Annotated in this window: 17 protein-coding genes and 1 tRNA gene; 13 read left to right on the top strand and 5 right to left on the bottom strand. The window is 68.8% G+C overall.

Annotated features, from left to right (window positions below; all coding sequences use genetic code 11):
- The first annotated feature begins 331 nt into the window (after positions 1-331).
- From HQ306_RS15990 to HQ306_RS15960, 7 genes are all read left to right on the top strand, one after another.
- Positions 332-865 carry a hypothetical protein gene (locus HQ306_RS15990; RefSeq protein WP_222632515.1) on the top strand — a complete coding sequence of 178 codons (534 nt, stop codon included), beginning with the start codon at positions 332-334 and terminating at the stop codon, positions 863-865.
- Between the two features lie 9 nt (positions 866-874).
- Positions 875-2044 carry a zinc-dependent alcohol dehydrogenase gene (locus HQ306_RS15985; RefSeq protein WP_222632513.1) on the top strand — a complete coding sequence of 390 codons (1170 nt, stop codon included), beginning with the start codon at positions 875-877 and terminating at the stop codon, positions 2042-2044.
- A 19-nt stretch (positions 2045-2063) separates the two neighbouring features.
- Positions 2064-2867, top strand: a complete 804-nt coding sequence (locus tag HQ306_RS15980) for a transglutaminase family protein (RefSeq protein ID WP_027505913.1) — start codon at positions 2064-2066, stop codon at positions 2865-2867.
- Positions 2868-2869: 2 nt separating this feature from the next.
- On the top strand, positions 2870-3409 hold the full coding sequence (locus HQ306_RS15975) for a GNAT family N-acetyltransferase (protein ID WP_222632511.1): 540 nt from the start codon (positions 2870-2872) through the stop codon (positions 3407-3409).
- Between the two features lie 22 nt (positions 3410-3431).
- Positions 3432-3830, top strand: a complete 399-nt coding sequence (locus HQ306_RS15970; protein ID WP_222632507.1) for an MmcQ/YjbR family DNA-binding protein — start codon at positions 3432-3434, stop codon at positions 3828-3830.
- Positions 3831-3849: 19 nt separating this feature from the next.
- On the top strand, positions 3850-4467 hold the full coding sequence (locus HQ306_RS15965) for a histidine phosphatase family protein (RefSeq protein WP_222632505.1): 618 nt from the start codon (positions 3850-3852) through the stop codon (positions 4465-4467).
- Between the two features lie 87 nt (positions 4468-4554).
- Positions 4555-6147: a phage infection protein gene (locus HQ306_RS15960; RefSeq protein WP_222632503.1), complete on the top strand. Its 1593-nt coding sequence runs from the start codon at positions 4555-4557 to the stop codon at positions 6145-6147.
- 1 nt (position 6148) lies between these two features.
- Here the strand turns inward: HQ306_RS15960 and HQ306_RS15955 are convergent, their stop codons facing one another.
- Positions 6149-6433 carry a putative quinol monooxygenase gene (locus HQ306_RS15955; protein WP_027505918.1) on the bottom strand — a complete coding sequence of 95 codons (285 nt, stop codon included), beginning with the start codon at positions 6431-6433 and terminating at the stop codon, positions 6149-6151.
- A 97-nt stretch (positions 6434-6530) separates the two neighbouring features.
- Entirely contained in the window at positions 6531-7397 is an 867-nt protein-coding gene (locus HQ306_RS15950) for an NAD(P)-dependent oxidoreductase (protein WP_222632501.1), read from the bottom strand.
- Between the two features lie 114 nt (positions 7398-7511).
- Between HQ306_RS15950 and HQ306_RS15945 the strand changes: the two genes are divergently transcribed.
- The gene (locus HQ306_RS15945; RefSeq protein WP_027505920.1) at positions 7512-9023 is read left to right on the top strand and encodes an MFS transporter; all 1512 of its coding nucleotides are present in this window, start codon (positions 7512-7514) and stop codon (positions 9021-9023) included.
- Positions 9024-9101: 78 nt separating this feature from the next.
- On the opposite strand, the gene HQ306_RS15940 is transcribed toward HQ306_RS15945, so the two are convergent.
- The 3 genes from HQ306_RS15940 to HQ306_RS15930 form a co-directional block, all read right to left on the bottom strand.
- Positions 9102-10568, bottom strand: coding sequence for a glutamate synthase subunit beta (locus HQ306_RS15940; RefSeq protein WP_222632499.1), 1467 nt, complete (start codon positions 10566-10568; stop codon positions 9102-9104).
- On the bottom strand, positions 10561-15162 hold the full coding sequence (gene gltB / locus HQ306_RS15935; RefSeq protein WP_222632497.1) for a glutamate synthase large subunit: 4602 nt from the start codon (positions 15160-15162) through the stop codon (positions 10561-10563). Before gltB ends, HQ306_RS15940 begins: the two co-directional genes overlap by 8 nt.
- Positions 15163-15606: 444 nt before the next feature.
- Positions 15607-15692, bottom strand: a tRNA-Leu gene (locus HQ306_RS15930).
- A gap of 275 nt (positions 15693-15967) precedes the next feature.
- Here HQ306_RS15930 and HQ306_RS15925 point away from each other — a divergent pair.
- The 5 genes from HQ306_RS15925 (at position 15968) to HQ306_RS15905 (ending at position 22627) form a co-directional block, all read left to right on the top strand.
- The gene (locus tag HQ306_RS15925; protein WP_222632495.1) at positions 15968-17602 is read left to right on the top strand and encodes a DUF3662 and FHA domain-containing protein; all 1635 of its coding nucleotides are present in this window, start codon (positions 15968-15970) and stop codon (positions 17600-17602) included.
- Positions 17603-17740: 138 nt separating this feature from the next.
- Entirely contained in the window at positions 17741-18202 is a 462-nt protein-coding gene (locus HQ306_RS15920; RefSeq protein ID WP_027505924.1) for an FHA domain-containing protein, read from the top strand.
- Entirely contained in the window at positions 18199-19659 is a 1461-nt protein-coding gene (locus HQ306_RS15915; protein WP_222632487.1) for a PP2C family serine/threonine-protein phosphatase, read from the top strand. The genes HQ306_RS15920 and HQ306_RS15915 overlap by 4 nt, the downstream gene beginning before the upstream one ends.
- Positions 19659-21143 carry an FtsW/RodA/SpoVE family cell cycle protein gene (locus HQ306_RS15910; RefSeq protein WP_222632699.1) on the top strand — a complete coding sequence of 495 codons (1485 nt, stop codon included), beginning with the start codon at positions 19659-19661 and terminating at the stop codon, positions 21141-21143. Before HQ306_RS15915 ends, HQ306_RS15910 begins: the two co-directional genes overlap by 1 nt.
- Positions 21140-22627: a penicillin-binding transpeptidase domain-containing protein gene (locus HQ306_RS15905; protein WP_222632485.1), complete on the top strand. Its 1488-nt coding sequence runs from the start codon at positions 21140-21142 to the stop codon at positions 22625-22627. Before HQ306_RS15910 ends, HQ306_RS15905 begins: the two co-directional genes overlap by 4 nt.
- Positions 22628-22634 lie beyond the last annotated feature (7 nt).

The raw sequence follows: 22634 nt of genomic DNA, 5'->3' as shown, positions 1-22634 counted from the left end.
AGCGTCCGAACCGTGTGCATCTCAGCGGTCGATCCGACCTGACCGCGACAGACCGGCCAGCGCTGGTACCGCGGCCTTCATCGACTGCTGGTCGTGGCGTGACGGGACTTCACCGGCGTCACGAACGCGCTCGTGTCTCAGGGTCATGACACTTCTCCTGGTAGCGGGAGAAGTGGCAGCTCGGGGAGCGGCGTGTGAGCGGGGCCGACGGCCTCACTTTCACTTCAGGTGCCGCCAGGCCAGCAGCCGGCGGACAGAGAAGGATTCCGCGACGTTTTCCTCACTCATCCTCGGGTATGCGCCCGCCACGCAGACCTGAGGAGTGGTGGACGTGAGCATCGTCGAGACAGCGCGCAACGCGGTGAAGGCGGCAGCCGAGACTGCGCTGCAGAACCCCGCAGTGCAGAAGGTGACCGGCCGCGGTGAGACCGAGTCCGCCGGGCCCGTGACCCTGACCATCGCCGTGGACGTTCCCACCGCGCGCGCCTTCTGGACGGACACCCCGCAGTTGTCCCGCGTCCTGGGCGACATCGCCTCGGTGTCGGACGACGGCGGGGACGTGGTCACGTGGACCGTCTCCGACGGGAACGACGTCGCCGTCGCGGTGGAGACCACGCGGTCGGCCGACGACCACGGAGTGCGGTTCACCCGCCGCGACGACAGCGGCGACCTCGCTGTCGTGCGCTTCGCCGAGGCTCCGCTCGACCTCGGGACCGAGGTGACGCTGGAGCTCGGTCTCCCCCTCCCCGACGTCGCGGCACGGGTCGCGGCCTTCAAGGTGCTCTATCGAGCCCGAGCCCTGCTGCAGACCGGCGAGATACCCACGCTGGTTCCCACCCCGTCCGCCCGACCGGGCGAGAAGTAGGAGACCGACGTGCGTGCACTCTGCTGGACCGGCGTGAACACCCTGTCCGTCGAGACCGTGGACGATCCTGTGATCGTCAATCCCCACGACGCCGTTCTGGAGGTGTCGGTGACGACGACGTGCGGGTCCGACCTGCACTTCCTGAGCGGCTACCTCCCCGGCATGCGGGAGGGCGACGTCATCGGCCACGAGTTCATGGGCCGTGTCGTCGAGGTCGGCGCGGAGGTGACGGCCACGAGTGTGGGATCCCGCGTGGTGGTGCCGTCGTTCATCGCGTGCAACAACTGCTGGTACTGCGACCACGACCAGTACTCGCTGTGCGACACCACCAACCCGAACGCGGATCTGCAGCGACCGATCATGGGCTATCCCACCGGCGGCATCTACGGCTATACGCATCCGTTCGGCGGCTACCAGGGGTCGCACGCGCAGTACATTCGCGTGCCGTTCGCCGATCAGAACTGCTTCGCCGTTCCCGACGGCGTCACCGACGAGCAGGCGCTGTTCGCCTCGGACGCGATTCCCACCGGGTACATGGGTGCGGACTTCTGCTCGATCACCGGCGGGGAGACGATCGCCGTGTGGGGAGCGGGAGGCGTCGGCCTGATGGCGGCGCGCAGTGCACAGCTGATGGGGGCCGGCCGCGTGATCGTCGTCGACCGGATTCCGGAGCGACTGGCCATGGCGCGCGACGAGATCGGTGCCGAGACCGTCGACTACACCGCCTCGGACAGCGTCACCGACGAGATCCGCGAGATGACCGGCGGCCGCGGACCCGACGCGGTGATCGAGGCCGTCGGCATGGAGGGCCACGGCACCGGTGTCGGCCAGATCTACGACAAGGCGAAGCAGGCGCTGCGCCTCGAGAGCGACCGCGCGACGGCGCTGCGGGAGGCGATCCGGACGGTCCGCAAGGGCGGCGTCGTCTCGGTGCTCGGCGTCTACGGTGTCACCGACAAGTTCCCCATGGGTCTGGTCATGAACAAGGGCCTCACGCTGCGCTCCGCACAGCAGCACGGACAGCGGTACGTCCCGCGCCTTCTGGACCACCTGCAGTCCGGCGAGCTGGACCCGACATTCCTGATCACGCACGACATGTCGCTCGAGGAATCACCCGCGGGGTACGCGATCTTCAAGGAGAAGGCGGACAACTGCGTCCGGGCGATCTTCCGGCCGTGACCGGTGGCATCATGCGGGAGTGACGCGTGACGTATCTGCCCACCTCGACGTGACCGTCGTCGACCCCAGCAACCTCGAGTTCCAGATCGCGGTCGCCGAACTACCGGGGACGACGGTCACCGAGTCGCTGTCGTTCCGGCTCGACGGCGAGGAGATCACGCCCACGGTGATCCGCGCGGAGACCGGCGGGCGCATCCACCGATTCGATTGTGGGCGTGGGCAACTCGTCGTCGACTACCGCGCCCGCGTGGAAGGCGAGGCGGATCCCGCCCCGGTGGTCGAGCGGGACCTGTCGGTCTACCTGCGGCCGAGCCGCTACAGCGAGTCGGACAAGTTCCTGGGCTTCGCCGAGACCGAGTTCGGGCGCTACACCTCCGACGCCGACGTGCTCGAGCGCGTCTCCGCCTGGGTCGGCCGCCGTCTGCGCTACGTTCCCGGCAGCAGTGACCCCATCGACGGCGCCACCGACACCCTCCTCGCGGGTAGCGGAGTCTGCCGCGACTACACGCATCTCGTCGTCGCGTTGCTGCGGGCGATGACGGTGCCGGCCCGCCTCGTCGCGGTCTACGCGCCCGGCTGCGACCCGATGGACTTCCACGCGGTCGCGGAGGCCTACGTCGACGGCGTCTGGCGCGTCGTCGACGCGACCCGGCTGGCCCCACGGCAGAGCCTCGTGCGCATCGCCACCGGGCGGGACGCGTCCGACACCGCGTTCCTCGACAACCACGACGGGTACATCGTTCTGGACCGCATGCAGGTCATGGCCACGGTGGACGGGATGCTCCCCTACGACGACGTGCACGAACTCGTGTCCATGCGCTGATCGTGATCACCTTCCGGCGGGTCACCGAGGACGACTTCCCGCTGCTCGCGCGCTGGTTGTCGCACCCGCACGTGGCGCGGTGGTGGAACCACGAGGTCACCGCCGAGGCCGTCGCCCGCGACTTCGGAGCGTCCGCCCGCGGCGAGGAGCCGTCCGAGGACGTGCTGGCTCTCGACGACGGAACCCCCGTCGGCCTGCTCCAGCGCGCCCGGTGGCACGACTACCCGGAGTACGTCGACGAGCTGGCGCCGTTCTGGGCGGTGCCCGCGGAGGCCGTCACCATCGACTACCTCATCGGCGAGGAGCACCTCGTCGGGCACGGCCTCGGCACCCGCGTGCTGATCGAGTTCACGGCCGACACGTGGCGGCGGTACCCGAGCGCGACGTGCGTCGTCGTGCCGGTGGCCACGGGCAACGTCGCGTCGTGGCGGGCGCTCGAGAAGGCCGGGTACCGACGTGTCGCCGAGGCCCACCTCACCCCGGACAATCCGATCGACCCCACCGACCACGTGGTGATGGCGATCGACCGCCCGGCTCGATGACGAGGGCCTAGTCTCCTCGGTCATGGAGCATCCTGTGCGATTCCGCGACAACGATCCGTTGTTGGTCAGGGTGCGGGAGCGAGCCCTACGCCTGCCCGGTGCCTCCGAGAAGGTCTCCCACGGCCGGCCGAACTTCCGCACCACGAAGGTCTTCGCGATCTACGGCGCCACGGTGAAGGGGGATCACCCCTCCACCCGCTGGGATCGGTCGCTGCAGGTCCTGCCCGACACCGACGAGCGAGCGGCGCTGCTGGACGACGAGCGATTCTTCGAGCCCGCGTACACCGCGGCGAGCGGCTGGGTGGGACTCGACCTGACGATCGGGACCCCCGACTGGACCGAGGTCGACGAACTGCTCGACATGTCGTTCCGGCGGACGGCGCCGGCACGGCTGGTGGCAGAACTCGGAACGCTCTCGTGACCGTGAGACAGTGGCCGCTGTGCAACTGCTGCTGATTCGCCACGCTCTCCCGCTGCGTTCCGACGCGGATGCCGATCCCGCCCTCGCACCGCTGGGACTCGAGCAGGCCGCGCGCGTGCCCGACGGGCTGCGCGCCCATCGGCTCGCGCGCATCGTCAGCAGTCCACAACTGCGCGCCCGGCAGACCGCGGAACCGCTCGCCGCGGACACCGGACTCCCGGTGGACGTGCTCGATGGTCTGGCCGAGTACGACCGCGACTTCCCGGGTTACCTCCCCATCGAGGAGGCGCGCGAGAAGTTCCCCGTCGAGTTCGAGCGCATCAAGGCCGGGCATCTGCCGAGCGCGGTGGACGCCGACGCCTTCCGCCGACGGGTGTTCGACGACATCGCCTCGGTGGTGCGGGACGCGGAGCCGGAGGACACGGTCGCGGTCTTCGCCCACGGCGGGGTGATCAACGTCCACCTGCAGGATCTGCTCGGCACCGCCATGCCTCTGACCTTCCCGATCGACTACGTCTCGGTCACGCGAATACTGTTCTCGCGCAGCGGCAGACGTACGGTAGCGTCGGTGAACGAGACGCAGCACGTGTGGGATCTGCTCCCCCGGAACCGTGCACGATCCTCACCGACTTCTTAATCGCGCAGGTCACCGGGCATTACGGGCGCGATCGGCGCTCGGCACGGTCCGTCGAGCGCGTCGGCACCGGTTAGCCTGAGCAGTATCATGACTTCTCCCTCAGCACACGGTGCCCCGCGTTCGGGTCTCGTCGCCACGTTGTCGCGGCCCGTGATCGTCGTTCTCGTGATCGCCCTCCCCCTGCTCCTGGCCGGCCTCTACGCGTCGTTCAGCGGGAACGACGTCGTTCCCCTGGCCTCGCAGAGCAGTTCCGAGACCACCACCTCGGCAGACGGTTCCGAGGCCACGGACGGCGGCACCCCCGCTGCGGGAGACCCGCTGGCGAAGACGCGCTCGGCTCTCACCCAGACGCAGTTGCCCCTGAGCCTGCTCAGCGGTGGACTCACTCAGCTGACCGACGCGGCGCCGCAGCTCACCGACGGAGTCACCCAGCTCTCCGACGGCCTCGGGCAGGCGCGCTCCGGGTCGCAGCAGCTCGCGGACGGCAACTCCCAGCTGGCAGGCGGACTCGTGCAGCTGCAGGGCGGAGTGGGCCAGCTCGGTGACGGCGCCGTGCAGATCAGCGGCGGCGTGAACCAGCTGACGACACCCCTGCTGGCGCTCGGCGAGAAGCAGGCTCAGGTCACCTCGTCCATCGCGGACGTCGCGAACCGCATCGAGGTGCTGAACAACCCGATCACCACCGACGCGGCACGGCAGCTGCGTGAGCTCATCGACACGCTGAACGCGCAAGGCATCGGCCCCGATACCGTCTCCCAGATCAACCAGCTGCGCGACGGCGCCGCCCTGCTCGCGTTCCAGCTCGACGATCCGTCCAGTGAGTTCGTCACCGGCGTGAACACCGCCGTCGACGGCAGCGCGCTGCTCTCCACGGGCGCCGGCCAGCTGAACGACGGCATCATCCAGCTCGACGACGGTGGCAAGCAGCTGAAGGCGGGCACCGACCAGATCACGACCGGCATCGAGCCGATCGGCGGCGTCGTCAGCAGCCTGCAGACCAACGTGAAGACCGCGCAGACCTCGCTGCCCGCGGCCAACGCAGTAGCGGCGACCACGACAACCGACGAGAACGGTCAGACGCAGACCACCCTCGTCGTGCAGGGAAGCACCCCGTCGAACTACTACCTGATCGCGGCACTGGTGGCCGTGGCCGCGGCTGCCGCGGTGAGCCTGATGCGCCTGCTGACGCGTCGGGACCGCGTGGCGCGCATCGCACCCGTCCTCGGGGCCCTCGCGGTCACCGCAGCTGCGGGTATCGCCTACTGGTTCGTCGGCGACGGTCTCAGCTTCGGCTCGCTCCTCGGCGGCATCGTCTTCCTGTTCCTGGGTTCTGCGGCGTTCCTCGCCGCGGCGGGCGCCGTGCAGATGGCGTTCGGCCGTGCCGTCGGCCAGTCGATCAACCTGGTGCTGCTGCTCGTCCAGCTGGTCCTGGCAGGCGGAGCCCTGGTGGGGTCGCCCGACAGCTCCGTCTTCGGCAAGGCCGCGTCCTTCACGCCCGTCGGGTGGCTCGCCGCCGGGCTCGAGCGCATCGCGGCGGACGCCATGGACTCGACCGGCTGGCTCGCCGTCCTCGTGATGGTCGCCCTGCTCGCGGTGTCCGGTCTCGTCTACTCGCTCGTCGCCCGGTCCGACCCGGAGGACGACCGCGCGGCCTACCGGGACGAACCGCGCCTCGCCTGACTCAGGCGGGCGTCAACGGGTGGATCGCCAGGGCGCCCAGCTTGGCGCCGTGGCGACCCATGACGTCGGCCATGTGCGGTGACGCCATGTGCCCGTCGAGGGCCGCCTGGTCCCGCCACACCTCGACGGTGACGATGGTGTCGGGCGCCGCGTTCGAGGTGTAGACGTCGTACTCCAGGCAGCCGTCCTCCTCGCGCGTGAGAACGGCGAACTGCCGCATCGCCTCCAGCACCTCGTCGAAGCCGTCCGTCACCGGAATGGTGGCCACCACGTGCAGATCACTCATCGTCGTTCTCGTCTCGCTCGTTCGTCATCGGTCCACCCGAACGTACGGCGAGGAGCGGCGGCGGGCGTCGGTTATCGCCCGACTGCCCGCTGACGACTCAGCCCTGGAACCCCTCGTCGTTCTCGAAGGCCGTGACGACGGCCGCCAGATCGTCGGCGCCGTGTCCCGCGACGCTCGCGTCCACGTACGCACTGCGCACGGCCTGCAGCAGGCGGGAGGTGCGCGGATCCACCGCATCGATCATCAGGTCGACGTCCTTGACCACGCCGTCGATCCCGAACGACGGGGTGAAGTCGCGCTCGATCATCGAGCGGCCCTTCATCTGTGTGTACGGCGCGTTGATCGGACCACCGTCGAGCGCCTCGAGGACGAGCGAGGGCTCCAGGCCCAGTTCCGACGCCATCGCGAGGGACTGCGCCGTGGCCGCCGTGAGCGTGGACACCATCGCGTTGCACGCCAGTTTGAGCGCACTCGCCCGGCCGGGTTCCGTCCCCGCGTTCACGATCTTCACCGTCATCGACTCGAGCACCGGGCGCACCGACTCGAGCGCCTCGGCGCGTCCGGAGGCCAGCGCCGTGAGCTTTCCCGACTCCGCCGGCTCCTTGGTCCCCAGCATCGGGCAGTCGAGAAAGGCGACCCCGTGGTGCTGCGCCAGATCGGCCAGCCGTCGGGCGCCGGCCGGACCGACGGTCGCGGACTGGACCCACACGGCGCCGTCCTTCACCGCTGACAGGAAGGTGGTGGCCGTGTCCGCGGTGGCCGACTCGTCGTAGAGCATCGTGACGATCACGTCGGCGTCGGCGACGCAGGCCGCCGGATCGTCCGCGACGGTCGCCCCCTGGTCCTTCAGCGGCGCCGCGCGATCGGCGTTGCGGTTCCACACCGTCACCTCGTGGTCGTCACGGAGCAAAGACCCCGCCATGCCCGCGCCCATCGTTCCGGTTCCCAGTACTGCCACCCGCATGTTCGTTCCCTCTCACCGGCTGGAGCGGATTCTTTTCCGACCCGCTCCGTGTGTTGCAATGCAGGGTGTTCCCCTCACGGAGCACCACCACACGCACTCTCGAACGGATCACGCATGACCAGCACCGACACGCCCGCCACCGAACGGGCGGGGCGTCGCGAGTGGTGGGGTCTCGCCGTCCTCGTCGTCCCCATCGTCCTCGTCTCGATGGACATGTCGGTCCTGTACCTCGCCCTGCCCTCGCTGACCGAGGATCTCCAGCCGAGCAGCTCGCAGCAGCTGTGGATCCTCGACATCTACAGCTTCATGCTCGCCGGCCTACTGGTCACGATGGGCTCGCTCGGCGACCGCATCGGCACCCGTCGGCTGCTCATGATCGGGTCGCTCGTCTTCGGCATCGCGTCCGTCGCCGCCGCCTTCTCGCACACCCCGGAGGCCCTCATCGCCTCGCGGGTGCTTCTCGGAATCGGCGGCGCCACCCTCGCGCCGTCGACACTGTCGTTGCTGCGCAAGCTCTTCGTCGACCCCGTGCAGCGCGGTGTCGCCATCGGAATCTGGACGGCCGGATTCGCCGGCGGTGGCTCGTTCGGCCCGGTCATCGCGGGCGCGTTGCTCGAGTACTTCTGGTGGGGCTCGGTGTTCCTCATCAACATCCCGATCATGGTGGTCCTGCTGATCGCCGCGCCGGTGATGCTGCCCGAGGCGAAGAACCCGAACCCCGGCCGCTTCGACCTGCCCGCCGTCGGCGCCTCGATCGTCGCGATGCTCGGTATCGTCTACGCGCTCAAGCACGCCGCGCAGAACGGCCTCGACTGGCAGGTGGCCGCCGCGCTCGCGGTGGGGCTCCTGGTCGGCTGGTGGTTCGTGCGACGTCAACGCGCGAGCACGCACCCCGTCATCGAGTTCGATCTGTTCCGCACCCCGGCGTTCTCCGTCGCGGTGATCGTCATCCTCGTGTCGGTCTTCATCATCACGGGCTTCAATCTGATGCTGTCGCAGTATCTTCAGCTCGTCATGGGGCTCGGAACCCTCGAGGCGGGACTGTGGTCGCTGATCCCGGCGATCGCGACGGCCACCGCCTCACTGACGGCCCCCCTGATCATGAAGCGCCGCCCGCCGGCCGTCATCCTCGTCGGCGCCATCTCCGTGATGTTCGTCGGTGCCGTCGTGATCGGTGCGGTGGCCCTCCCCTCGGACGTCGGGTCGGGCGCCACGCTCGCGATCCTGCTGTGCGGCATGGTGATCGCTGCGTTCGGTGTGGGTACCGGCACGACGTTCGGCTCGGATCGGGTGCTCGCCACCGCGGCACCGGAGAAGGCGGGCGCGGCCGGTGCCGTGTCGGAGACGGGCGCGGAACTCGGTGGGGCACTGGGCATCGCCGTGCTCGGCTCCATCAGCGTGGCCACGTACCGCCTGGTGCTGGGGCCCGCCGACACGTCCGGAGACGGCACGCTCGCCGGCACCCTGGCCGAAGCCGGCCGGATGTCACCCGACGTCGGGCCCGACCTCGCGTCCCGCGCCCGCGAGGCGTACGTGGACGGCATCGTCGCCGCGTCCGGGGCCACGCTCGTCACGCTGCTGATCGCCGGCAGCGCGGCCGCCGTCCTGTTCCGTCGAGCGCGCTGACGCACCGACTCCCGACACAGAACACCCCCTGCAGCAGGCTGCAGGGGGTGTTCTGTTCGTACCGGGGGTGTGGGCTCGCTACCGCTGGGGTGCCTGGGTGGGCACGATCGGCGCGGGCAGCGCCGTCTTTCCCATGAGGAACGAATCGACCGCGGACGCGCAGGAGCGGCCCTCGGCGATGGCCCACACGATGAGCGACTGACCGCGGCCCATGTCGCCGGCCACGAAGACGCCATCGACGTTGGTGTTCCACTTGTCGGTCCGCGACACGTTGCCGCGCTCGTTGAGGTTCACCCCGAGATCGGTGAGCAGGCCCGGCTTCTCGGGTCCGGTGAAGCCCATCGCGAGGAACACGATGTCGGCCTCGAGGTGGAAGTCCGACCCCTCGACCTTGGCGAAGCGACCGTCCTTGAACTCGACCTCGTGCGCGTCGAGTCCGGTGACCATGCCGTTCTCGCCCGTGAAGCGCTCCGTGTTGACGGAGAAGACGCGCTCGCCGCCCTCCTCGTGAGCCGAGGACACGCGGTAGACCAGCGGGTACGTCGGCCACGGGGTGGATCCGGCGCGCTCCTCCGGCGGGCGGGGCATGATCTCGAACTGGTGGACGCTGACCGCGCCCTGACGGTGCGACGTGCCGAGGCAGTCCGCGCCGGTGTCGCCGCCGCCGATGATGACGACCTTCTTGCCCTTCGCCGTGATGGGCGGCTGGCCGTACTGGTCGACGACGTCGTCGCCGAGCTGAACACGGTTGGCCCAGGGCAGGAACTCCATCGCCTGATGGATGCCGCCGTACTCGCGGCCGGGGACCTCGAGGTCGCGGGCCTTGGTGGCACCACCCGACAGGACGACCGAGTCGAACTCCTCGCGGAGCTCGTCCGCGGTGATGTCGACACCGACATCGACACCGGTGCGGAAGATGGTGCCCTCGGCCTCCATCTGCGCCAACCGGCGATCGATGTGGCGCTTCTCCATCTTGAACTCGGGGATGCCGTAGCGCAGGAGTCCGCCGATGCGATCCGCTCGCTCGAACACGGTGACGGTGTGGCCGGCACGCGTGAGCTGCTGCGCTGCAGCGAGACCCGCGGGACCGGAACCGACGACGGCCACCTTCTTGCCGGTGAGGTACGTCGGGTAGACGGGCTGGACCCATCCCTCGTCGAAGGCGCGATCGATGATCTCGACCTCGACCTGCTTGATGGTCACGGGGTCCTGGTTGATGCCCAGGACGCACGACGCCTCACACGGGGCCGGGCACAGCCGGCCCGTGAACTCCGGGAAGTTGTTGGTGGCGTGCAACCGGTCGATGCTCTCGCGCCACCGGTCCTTGTACACCAGGTCGTTCCACTCGGGAATCAAATTCCCGAGCGGGCACCCGTTGTGGCAGAACGGAATGCCACAGTCCATGCACCGGCTGGCCTGGGTGCGGAGGGTGTCCGTGGAGAAGTCCTCGTACACCTCCTTCCAGTCCATCAGGCGCAGGTCGACGGGACGCCGCGACGGGAGCTCCCGCGACGTGTTCTTCAGAAATCCTTGTGGATCACCCACGAGCTGCCTCCATGATCGCCTCGTCCACGTCCGCGCCGTTCTTCTCGGCCTCGGAGATCGCGAGCAGTACCTTCTTGTAGTCGCGGGGCATCACCTTCACGAAGTGATTGACCTGCTGCGACCAGTCCGCGAGGATGCGCTCGGCGACCTCGGACCCGGTCTCGTCACGATGCCGCGTGATCGCATCCTTGAGCCACGCGAACTCGTCACCCTGGAGCTCCTCGATGTCGACGAGCTCGGTGTTCAGGTTGTCCTCGAACGTCGAGTTCGGGTCGAAGACGAACGCCACACCGCCGGACATGCCGGCACCGAAGTTGCGGCCGGTCTCGCCGAGAATGACGACCTTGCCACCGGTCATGTACTCACACCCGTGGTCACCGACACCCTCGACCACCGCGACGGCGCCCGAGTTACGGACGGCGAACCGCTCACCGACGACACCGCGGATGAGCGCCTCACCCTCGGTGGCACCGAAGAGGATCACGTTGCCGGCGATGATGTTGTTCTCGGCGACGAAGCTCGAGTTGGCCTGGAGCGACGGGCGTACGACGATCCGCCCACCGGACAGACCCTTGCCGACGAAGTCGTTGGCGTCGCCCTGCAGTCGCAGCGTCATGCCCTTGGGCACGAACGCTCCGAAGCTGTTACCGGCCGATCCGGTGAAGGTGATGTCGATCGTGCCTTCCGGCAGACCGTCCTCGCCGTACGCCTTGGTGACCTCGTGACCGAGCATCGTGCCCACGGTGCGGTTCACGTTGGTGATCCGCGTCGAGAACTCGACCTTCTCGCCCTTGTCCAGTGCCTCGCGGCTCTGCGCGATGAGTTGCTGGTCGAGAGCCTTGTCCAGTGCGTGGTCCTGCGTGCCGGTGCAGTAGAGATCCTGGTTCATGAACGCCGACTCCGCGACGTCCAGGATCGGCGACAGATCGAGCTTCGACGCCTTCCAGTGATCCTTCGCCGCGGTGGTGTCCAGCAGCGCGACCTGGCCGATGGCCTCGTCGAGCGTGCGGAAACCGAACTCGGCGAGGTACTCGCGGACCTCCTCGGCGATGTACAGGAAGAAGTTCTCGACGAACTCCGGCTGACCGGCGAACCGCTTGCGCAGCAGTGGGTTCTGCGTCGCCACGCCCACCGGGCAGGTGTCGAGGTGGCAGACGCGCATCATGATGCAGCCCGAGACCACCAGCGGCGCGGTGGCGAAGCCGAACTCCTCACCACCGAGCAGCGCGGCGACCATGACGTCGCGACCGGTCTTGAGCTGACCGTCGACCTGCACGACGATGCGATCGCGAAGACCGTTGAGCAGCAACGTCTGCTGGGTCTCGGCCAGGCCGAGCTCCCACGGTGCGCCGGCGTGCTTGACCGACGTCAACGGGGTGGCGCCCGTGCCGCCGTCGTGGCCCGAGATGAGCACCACGTCCGCGTGCGCCTTGGAGACACCGGCGGCGACCGTACCGACACCGACCTCGGAGACGAGCTTCACGTGGATGCGCGCCGACGGGTTGGCGTTCTTCAGGTCGTGGATCAGCTGAGCCAGATCCTCGATCGAGTAGATGTCGTGGTGCGGGGGCGGCGAGATGAGGCCGACACCCGGCGTCGAGTGACGCACCTCGGCCACCCACGGGTACACCTTGTGCGCCGGAAGCTGGCCACCCTCACCGGGCTTGGCGCCCTGCGCCATCTTGATCTGGATGTCGGTGCAGTTGGTCAGGTAGTTCGACGTGACACCGAAACGACCCGACGCGACCTGTTTGATGGCCGACCGACGCCAGTCACCGTTCTCGTCGGGGAGGAAGCGTGCGGTGTCCTCGCCGCCCTCACCCGAGTTCGAGCGACCACCGAGGCGGTTCATCGCGATGGCCAGCGTCTCGTGCGCCTCTGCCGAGATGGAGCCGTAGCTCATCGCACCCGTGGAGAAGCGCTTGACGATGTCGCGTGCCGACTCGACCTCGTCGATCGGGATCGGGGTGCGACCCTCGGTCTTGAAGCGGAACAGGCCGCGCAGCGACGCGAGCCGCTCGGACTGGTCGTCCACCATGCGGGTGTACTCCTTGAACACGGAGTACTGACCGGTGCGGGTCGCGTGCTGGAGCTTGAACACCGTGTCCGGGTTGAACAGGTGGTACTCGCCCTCGCGGCGCCACTGGTACTCTCCGCCCGTCTCGAGCTCGCGGTGCGCGCGCTCGAACTTGTTGTCCAGGTAGGCGACTCCGTGACGCACCGCGACGTCGGCCGCGATCTGGTCGAGGTCGATGCCGCCGAGCGGCGACTGCACGCCGTAGAAGTACTCGTCGACCAGTGCCTGCGACAGGCCGATGACCTGGAACAGCTGGGCGCCGGTGTACGAGGCGAGCGTCGAGATACCCATCTTCGACATCACCTTCAGCACACCCTTGCCGGCGGCCTTGATGTAGTTCTTGACGGCGCTGTCGTAGTCGATGCCCTGCAGGGTGTCGCGATCGATCATGTCCTCGATCGACTCGAACGCCATGTACGGGTTGACCGCTGCGGCACCGAAGCCGACGAGGGTGGCCATGTGGTGGACCTCGCGGGCGTCACCGGCCTCGACGATCAGCCCCACCTTGGTGCGGGTCTTCTCTCGGACGAGGTGGTGATGCACGGCCGAGGTCAGCAGCAGCGACGGAATCGGTGCCAGCCGCTCGCTCGACTCGCGGTCGGACAGGATGACGATGCGCGCGCCGCCGTCGATCGCCGCGGAGACCTGCGAACGAATGATCTCGAGCGAACGACGTAGTCCCTCACCGCCTTCGGCGACCGGGTAGAGGCCGCGGACCACCACGGAGCGCAGTCCGTCCTGGGTGCCGTCGTCGTTGATGTGGACCAGCTTCGCCAGCTCGTCGTTGTGCAGGATCGGCGACTTCAGCACGATCTGCCGGCATGCTTCGGCACTGGGCTGCAGGAGATCCCGCTCGGGTCCGATGGTGCCGCCGAGGCTGGTGACCACCTCTTCCCGGATGGCGTCCAGGGGCGGATTCGTCACCTGGGCGAACAGCTGGGAGAAGTAGTCGAACAGCATGCGCGGGCGGTTCGAGAGCACGGCGACGGGCGTGTCGGTGCCCATGGACCCGATGGCCTCGGCGCCGGCCTTGGCCATGGGAGCGACCAGCATGGTCAGTTCCTCGGTGGTGTAGCCGAAGATCTGCTGACGGATCAGCACACGGTCGTGCGTCATGTGGACGTGCGGGCGCTCGGGCAGGTCGTCGATCTCGACGAGACCCTCGTCGAGCCACTCCTGGTAGGGGTGCTCGGCGGCGAGCTCGTCCTTGATCTCGTCGTCGCTGACGATGCGGCCCTGCGCGGTGTCCACCAGGAACATGCGGCCGGGCTGCAGGCGAACCTTACGCACGATCTTCGACGGCTCGATGTCGAGGACGCCGACCTCGGACGCCATGATGACCAGGCCGTCCTCGGTGACCCAGAGACGGCTCGGACGCAGGCCGTTGCGGTCGAGGACCGCGCCGATGACGGTGCCGTCGGTGAAGCACACCGACGCCGGTCCGTCCCACGGCTCCATCAGAGTCGAGTGGTACTGGTAGAACGCCCGGCGAGCCGGATCCATCTTGTCGTGGTGCTCCCACGCCTCGGGGATCATCATCAGCACGGCGTGCGGCAGGCTGCGACCGCCGAGGTGCAGGAACTCCAGCACCTCGTCGAAGCGCGCGGTGTCCGACGCTCCGTGCGTGTTCACCGGGAAGATCTTCTCGAGCTTCTCCGGGCCACCGAAGACGTCCGACTCGATGAGGGCCTCGCGGGCACGCATCCAGTTCTCGTTGCCGGTGACGGTGTTGATCTCACCGTTGTGCGCGACCCGGCGGAACGGGTGTGCCAGCGGCCAGGAGGGGAACGTGTTGGTGGAGAAGCGCGAGTGCACCAGACCGAGGGCACTGACGACGCGCTCGTCCTGCAGATCGAGGTAGAAGCCTCGCAGCTGCGGCGTCGTGAGCATGCCCTTGTAGACGATGGTCGACGGCGACAGCGACGGGAAGTACACGGACTCGCGTCCGGGACCGTCCTTGCCGGGGCCTTCGAGGCCGAGTTCGTGCTCGACGCGCTTGCGCACGACGAACGCGCGGCGCTCGAGATCGATGCCGGACAGTGCACGGTCGGGAGCGGCGACGAACAGCTGGCGGAACGTCGGCATGGCGTCGCGCGCCAGCGCGCCCAGGGAGGCGTCGTCCGTCTCGATGTCGCGCCAGCCGAGAACCTCGAGGCCCTCCTCGGTCACGACACGCTCGACCCCGGCGACAGCCTCGGCGGACGCGGCGCGCGCCTGCGGGAGGAACGCGATACCGGTGGCATAGGAACCCTCGGGCGGCAGATCGAAGTCGACCACGGCGCGGTAGAACGCGTCGGGGACCTGGATCAGGATGCCGGCACCGTCACCCGTGTTGGGCTCGGCACCCGCAGCGCCGCGGTGTTCGAGATTGATCAGCGCCGTGATCGCCTTGTCGACGATGTCGCGGCTCCGTCGGCCGTGCATGTCGACCACGAACGCGACACCGCAGGAGTCGTGTTCGTTGGCGGGATCGTAGAGGCCGCGCGCTGATGGGTACCGGTGTCCGGGAAGCTGCATGTGTCTTGCCTAACTGACGAGTCGAGCCAAGATCCGCGAGAGCGCGGCCACGTCCGAGATTCGACGCGAGCCACCGCGGGGCGATGCGAGAGCGGGTTCACCGTTGAACACGCACTCCGATGGGGCTCCGGCCACTCTCGGACAACGATCCGTTCCGAGGTGGTGACCGAGTGTTTTCGGGCAGGGGCGATCCTTGTGGGTCGACCCCGCAGCTGAACGATAAGTCAGGAACCGGTCGAATTCACAAATCAGGGCATCCTCATTCGGGCCTGACCTGGTCGTTCCCCCGGTGGTGTGGGTGTGTGCGCGACGTTGCGCGGTACCTCGGCGTTCGTTCACGAGAATACTCCGGGAGCGCACGAGCTCGACGTCGGAGATCTCACACCGAGACGTACGTCCGATGAAAGACTACTGGCCGTAGCGATTTCTCGGCTACGGCCAGTGTGGTGGGCGAAGGGGGACTTGAACCCCCACGTCCCGAAGGACACTGGCACCTGAAGCCAGCGCGTCTGCCATTCCGCCACTCGCCCGAGCGACGGGACGAGATTAACACGACCCGTCACTCGGGCAGAAATCCATACCGTCGGTCCGGGTTTCCGGTCCCGAGGCGGGGCCGGGAACCGGTTCCGGGCGTATAGCATGGATCGGTAGTCGCACGACGGAAGGACACGCGAGGCCGCACGGCCTGCGCGGACGTCGGCGGCGTGGACGCCTCGGGGACGGTTCCAGCATCATGAGTCTCCGACGCACGGACGCAGTACCGATGTGAGACGCAGTACCGACGAAGACGGAGAAGGAGGGTGTCGTGGGAGTGGTTCAGCGATTCGAGAGAAAGCTGCAGAGTGCTGTCGGTGACGCCTTCGCTCGCGTCTTCGGTGGCGGTGTGGTGCCGCAGGAGGTCGAGGCGGCCCTCCAGCAGGAGGCCACCATGTCGGTCCGCACGCTGGACGGCGGACATCTGCTGGCACCCAACGCCTACGTCATCACCATCAGCCCGTCGGATCACGACAGGCTCGCGTCCGACCACGACCTCACCACTCGCGCCTTCTCACGCCATCTCCTGGACTTCATCACCGACCAGGGATGGCAGACGTACGGGCGCGTGGTGGTCCGCTTCGAACCGTCCACCACACTGCACACGGGACAGTTCCGCACGTCGGGAACAGTCGATCCCGACGCGTCACCCCAGCAGAGCGCTCCACCTCACCAGTCCACTGCACAAGACCGACCGTCGTCGACATCAGGAGCCGGCCCCATGACCCAGAACTCAGGGACTCAGAACCAGGGCGACGAGCCCGACCGCGACAACGATCGGCCCGCATCGGGCGTCGCCGCCCGTTCCCCTCGCAACGGCAGCGCGTACCCGTCCGAGGCGTACGACCCCGAGGCGTCGGGCCGCGTCGACCCGGCGGCGGAGAACCGGGTGCGCCCGCCCCGCGCGTACGGCGACTCCGAGCAGGACGCCCGCGGCTACGGCCGCCCGCCCGCCGGTCAGGAGCAGGGCGGATACGGACGCGCACCGTACGGACAGGGTCACGATCAGCAGGGCTACGGCCAGGCCGGGTACGACCAGCAGGGCTACGGCCAGGCCGGGTACGACCAGCAGGGTCACGAGCAGGGCGGCTACGACCAGGGATACGGACGCCAGCCGCAGAACCGCGCCCCCTACGACTCGCGTGCCTACGGCCAGCAGCCTCCCGCTCAGCAGCCGTACGACCGCCAGGCCTACGGACAGCCGGCGGCGGATCCGCGCGGTCACGGCCGTCCTCAGTACGACCAGGGTGGACCCGATCCCCGCGCCTACGGCCAGCAGGGCTATGACCAGCGCGGGTACGACCAGGGTGGTTACGACCAGCGCGGCTACGACCAGGGCGGGTACGACCAGGGTGGTTACGACCAGGGCGGCTACGACCAGGGCGGGTACGACCAGCGCGGCTACGACCAGGGCGGCTACGACCGGTCGGGCTACGACCAGCACGGTCAGGACCGTCAGCAGGCGTACGGCGACTACGACCAGCGCGGCTACGCCGACGGTGGCCAGGCCGCACAGCCGCGGGCGTACGGCGCTGCGGCGGCGTACGACCAGCCGGCCACACAGGGCTACCAGCAGGTCGCGGACGGGGACGACTACGACCGCCCGGCCGCGTCTCGCGGGCTCGCCGCCACCCTGCAGCTCGAGGACGGCAGCGGCCGTCACTACCAGCTGCGCGAGGGCGGCAACGTCGTCGGTCGCGGCCAGGAGGCCCAGTTCCGGCTCCCCGACACCGGCGTCTCGCGTCGGCACTTCGAGATCCGCTGGGACGGCCGGGTGGCCATGCTGTCCGACCTGGGTTCCACCAACGGCACGACCGTGAACGGTGCACCGGTCCAGGACTGGCAGCTGGCCGACGGCGACATCGTCCGCGCCGGGCATTCGGAGATCCTCGTCCGCATCGTCTGACACGACCGGACCGGCGACGGGTGCGGCGGCCGACACCGGCCGTCGGCGCCTGCCCTTATGATGCTCCGAGACGGGACGTCCCCGGGCGACCGAGAAAGCCGTGACCCGGCTTCTGGTGACACGAGGAGGTGACACGCTGTGCAGGGATTGATTCTGCAGCTCACTCGAGCTGGCTTCCTCCTGATCCTGTGGTTGTTCGTCTGGGCAGTGCTGCGCACCCTGCGGTCGGACATCTATGCGGCCTCCGGGCTGCGCGTGGCACCGCGCTCCCGCACGTCACCGGTGTCGCTGCAGGGCCGCAAGGCGAAGGTGGCCAAGCAGCTGGTGGTCACGCAGGGTTCGCTGGCCGGTACCCGCATCACGCTCGGGTCGCAGCCGGTCCTCATGGGTCGGGCGGACGACTCGACGTTGGTCCTCACCGACGACTACGCGTCCACGCGCCACGCACGGCTGTCTCCTCGCGGGGGTGACTGGTACGTCGAGGATCTCGGTTCGACCAACGGCACCTACCTCGACCGGGCCAAGGTCACGACGGCGGTGCGCGTCCCGCTGGGCACGCCCGTCCGCGTCGGCAAGACCGTGATCGAGCTGCGCCCGTGACACTGGTTCTCCGCTACGCCGCGCGCAGCGATCGCGGTCTCGTGCGATCCAACAACGAGGACTCGGTCTACGCCGGTGCGCGCCTGCTCGCTCTCGCCGACGGCATGGGAGGGCACGCCGCCGGTGAGGTCGCGTCCCAGCTCATGATCGCGGCGCTCGCCCACCTCGACGACGACGAGCCGGGAGACGATCTCCTGGGCAAGCTCGAACGGGCGACGCGCGAGGGCAACTCCACCATCGCCGAGCAGGTCGAGGAGGATCCCGAGCTCGACGGCATGGGCACGACCCTGACGGCGATCCTGTTCGGCGGCAGAAAGATCGGGCTCGTCCACATCGGCGACTCGCGTGCCTACCTGCTGCGCGACGACGAGCTGACGCAGATCACGCGAGACGACACGTTCGTCCAGTCCCTGGTCGACGAGGGCCGGATCACGGCCGAGCAGGCGCACTCGCACCCGCAGCGGTCGCTCATCATGCGCGCGCTCACCGGTAACGAGATCGAGCCGACGCTCACGGTGCGTGAGGCCCGCGCCGGGGATCGGTATCTCCTGTGCTCGGACGGCCTGTCCGACGTCGTCAGCAGCGAGACCATCGCCGACACGCTCCGCGAGGGCGAGAACGACGAGTGCGCCGATCGGCTCATCGAGCTGGCGCTGCGCAGCGGTGGCCCCGACAACGTCACCGTCGTCGTCGCCGACGTCATCGATCTGGACTACGGCCAGTCGCACCCCATTCTCGCCGGAGCCGCGTCGATGTCCGACGAGGAGGACGCGCCGCCGCCGAACACGGCAGCCGGCCGCGCCGCCGCCATGCGGCCGCCCCGCACCACCCCGAAACGTGTCGTGACACCACCGCCCGTGCCGGAGAAGAAGTCGCACAAGCTCCGGTGGTCACTCGCCGGCCTCGGCGTGGTCGCCCTTCTCGTCGTCGGCCTCGTCGTGGGATGGCAATTGCTGCAACGTAACTACTACGTCGGAACCGACGACGGTCGCGTGGTGGTGATGCGCGGAGTCTCCGGTTCGGTGCTCGGCTTCTCGCTGCAGGAGGTCGATCTGGTCGGCTGCGTCCGCGACGGGGCCACGGCCACCGAGGACGCGACGGTCGAGCTGCGCGCTCCCGGCGACGCCGACTGCACGATCCTGGGTGTCGACGATCTCCAGCCCTCGGCACGCGAACAGGTGCGCTCGGGTCTGCCGTCGGGCACCCTCGACGACGCGCGCACCCAGGTGGCGCGACTTGCGTCCGGTGACCTGCTGCCCCCGTGCACGCCGCCGGCGAGCACCACCACCACGCCGAGCGCCACTCCTGAGGCCACGCCTGCTCCCACGGCCGCACCGCCCGCTCCGGACCCGGCGGTGCCCGTCGATCCGGCGGCTCCCGTGACCACCACGATCGAGCCCACCCCGGCACCGACGCCGACGCTGGTGGCGGGCCAGACCTGCAGGACGGGTTCGTGATGTCCGCTCCGAACCTGCCGACCCCGAACCGGCCCACCCCCAGCCAGTCGTCCGCCTCGTTCCCCAGCCCGCCCGGTGGGTTCGCCCCCGCCCCGCCGCAGTCGACGAGACGCGGTGTCGAGGCGGCACTGCTCGGCGCGGCCGCGGTCATCACGACGGTGTCGCTGGTGCTCGTCGAGGCGAGCCAGGAGCAGGCCATCACCTGGGACCTGGCGAAGTACGGCCTCGCCTACCTCGCGATGTTCGCGGTCGCCCACGCCGCGGTCCGTCGATTCGCCACCCACGCGGATCCGCTGCTGCTCCCGGTCGTCGCCATGCTGAACGGGCTCGGACTGGTGCTCATCCACCGGCTCGACCTCGCGGCGCAGCAGTCGGCGGTGTACCTCGGCATCGAGGAGCCGTCGGCCGACGCCACGCAGCAGGTGCTGTGGACGGCCCTGGGCATCGCCGGGTTCATCGCTGTCCTCGTGCTGATCCGCGACTACCGCACCCTCGCGCGGTACGGCTACACCCTGGGCCTCGGCGGTCTGGTGTTCCTGGCCCTGCCGGCCGTCCTGCCCTCCTCGTTGTCCGAGGTCAACGGCTCGAAGATCTGGATCCGGTTGCCCGGCTTCAGCATCCAACCCGGTGAGTTCTCGAAGATCCTGCTGCTCATCTTCTTCGCCTCGGTGCTCGTGGCGAAGCGCGAGCTCTTCACCACCGCGGGCAAGCACGTGCTCGGCATGGACTTCCCGCGCGCCCGCGATCTCGGCCCCATCGTCGTCGCGTGGATCGTGTCCATCGGCGTCCTGGTGTTCGAGAAGGATCTCGGCACGTCGCTGCTGATCTACTGCACGGTCCTGGTGATGATCTACGTCGCCACCGAGCGCGTCGGCTGGATCGTCGTGGGTGTGGCGCTGCTCCTGCTCGGCTTCCTGCTCGCGTATCAGTTCTTCGGGCACGTGAAGATCCGCACCGACACATGGCTGGATCCGTTCGCGGACTACAACGACACCGGCTATCAGATCTCGCAGTCGCTCTTCGGTCTGGCGACCGGCGGCATGGGCGGTACCGGGCTCGGCAGTGGCCGGCCGTCGCAGGTGCCGTTCGCGAGCACCGACTTCATCATCGCGACCATCGGCGAGGAGCTCGGCCTCATCGGCCTGGCCGCCGTGTTGATGCTCTATCTGGTCTTCGTGTTGCGTGGGCTGCGCACCGCCCTCGCGGTGCGCGACAGCTTCGGCAAGCTGCTCGCCGCCGGACTGTCCGTCACCATCGCGGTGCAGCTGTTCGTCGTCGTCGGCGGCGTCACCAAGCTCATCCCGCTCACCGGTCTCACCACACCGTTCATGTCCTACGGAGGATCCTCGCTGCTCGCGAACTACGCTCTGGTCGCCCTGCTCATCAAGATCTCGGACGCCGCACGGGCGCCCGTCGTGCCGCAGAAACGCGGACCGGCGGCTCCGATCGGTGACGCTCCCACCGAGGTGGTGAAGCGACCGTGAACACACCTCTGCGCAGAGTCGCCATCGGCGTCATGGCGATGATCGTCGTCCTGCTCGCGAACGCGACGTACGTCCAGGTCATCAAGGCGGACGACCTCCGAACGGATCCGCGGAACTCGCGGGTGCTGCTCGACGAGTACGCACGCCAGCGTGGGCAGATCTCGAGCGGCGGCCAGGTGCTCGCGGCCTCCGTCGCGACGGACGATCGCTACAAGTACCTGCGGACGTACCCCGCCAACCCCGCGGCACCGTCCAGCCCGGCCGCCAACGCACCGGTCACCGGCTTCTACTCGATGCTGTACTCGAGCACCGCTCTCGAACGGTCCGAGGACGCAGTGTTGAACGGCTCGGACAACCGACTGTTCGGCAAGCGGTTCTTCGACCTGCTCTCCGGTCGCGACCCCCGCGGCGGCAACGTCGTCACCACGATCGATCCGGTGATGCAGCAGGTCGCCTACGACCAGTTGACGTCGAAGGGCTACACCGGCTCCGTCGTGGCCATCGAGCCGTCCACCGGCAAGATCCTGACGATGGTGAGCACGCCGAGCTACGACCCCAACGAGCTCGCGACGCACGACGGCGAGACGTCGACGCAGGCGTGGGAGCGACTGAGCATCGATCCGGGCGAGCCCCTGGTCAACCGCGCGGTCTCCCAGACCTACCCGCCCGGTTCGACGTTCAAGGTGGTCGTCACCGCGGCGGCGCTGGCGGCCGGCTCCACCCCGGACACCCAGCTCACGGCGGCGCCGACCATCACGCTGCCCGACACGTCGACGACGCTCGAGAACTACAACGGCTCCACGTGCGGCGGCGGCGCCACCGCGTCGTTGCGCGAGGCGTTCGCGCGCTCGTGCAACACCGCCTTCGTGGAACTCGGTATCGACGCCGGCACCCAGAACGTCAAGGACACCGCGTCCGCGTTCGGCATCGGCGAGGCGAACCAGGCCGTGCCGATCCCGGTCGCCGACAGCACCGTCGGGGAGATCCCCGACGACGCCGCCCTCGGTCAGAGCAGCATCGGCCAACGCGACGTCGCACTGACACCGCTGCAGAACGCCGAGATCGCCGCCACCATCGCGAACGGTGGCGTGCGCATGGCGCCGCACATGGTGGCCCAGCTGCAGGGTCCGGATCTGTCGACCCTCGACACCACCGAGCCCACGTCACTGGGCCAGTCGATCTCTCCCGAGGTCGCGTCCACGCTCACCGATCTGATGGTCGGCTCGGAGAACAACTCCGGCGGCGAGGGCAAGATCGCGGGGGTGCAGATCGCATCCAAGACCGGCACCGCCGAGCACGGCAGCGATCCGCGCAACACCCCTCCGCACGCCTGGTACATCGCGTTCGCGCCGGCACAGGACCCGAAGATCGCCATCGCGGTCATCGTCGAGAACGGTGGTGACCGCGCACTCGCCGCCACCGGTGGGTCCGTCGCGGCACCAGTGGCGAGAGCAGTGCTCGGCGCCGGATTGCAGGGGAGGTGAGCCCCGC

Origin of the sequence: Rhodococcus sp. BP-160, from assembly GCF_019836205.1 — a bacterium.
In the GTDB taxonomy this organism is placed as follows: domain Bacteria; phylum Actinomycetota; class Actinomycetes; order Mycobacteriales; family Mycobacteriaceae; genus Rhodococcoides.
This window is presented reverse-complemented; position numbering and strand designations above follow the sequence as displayed.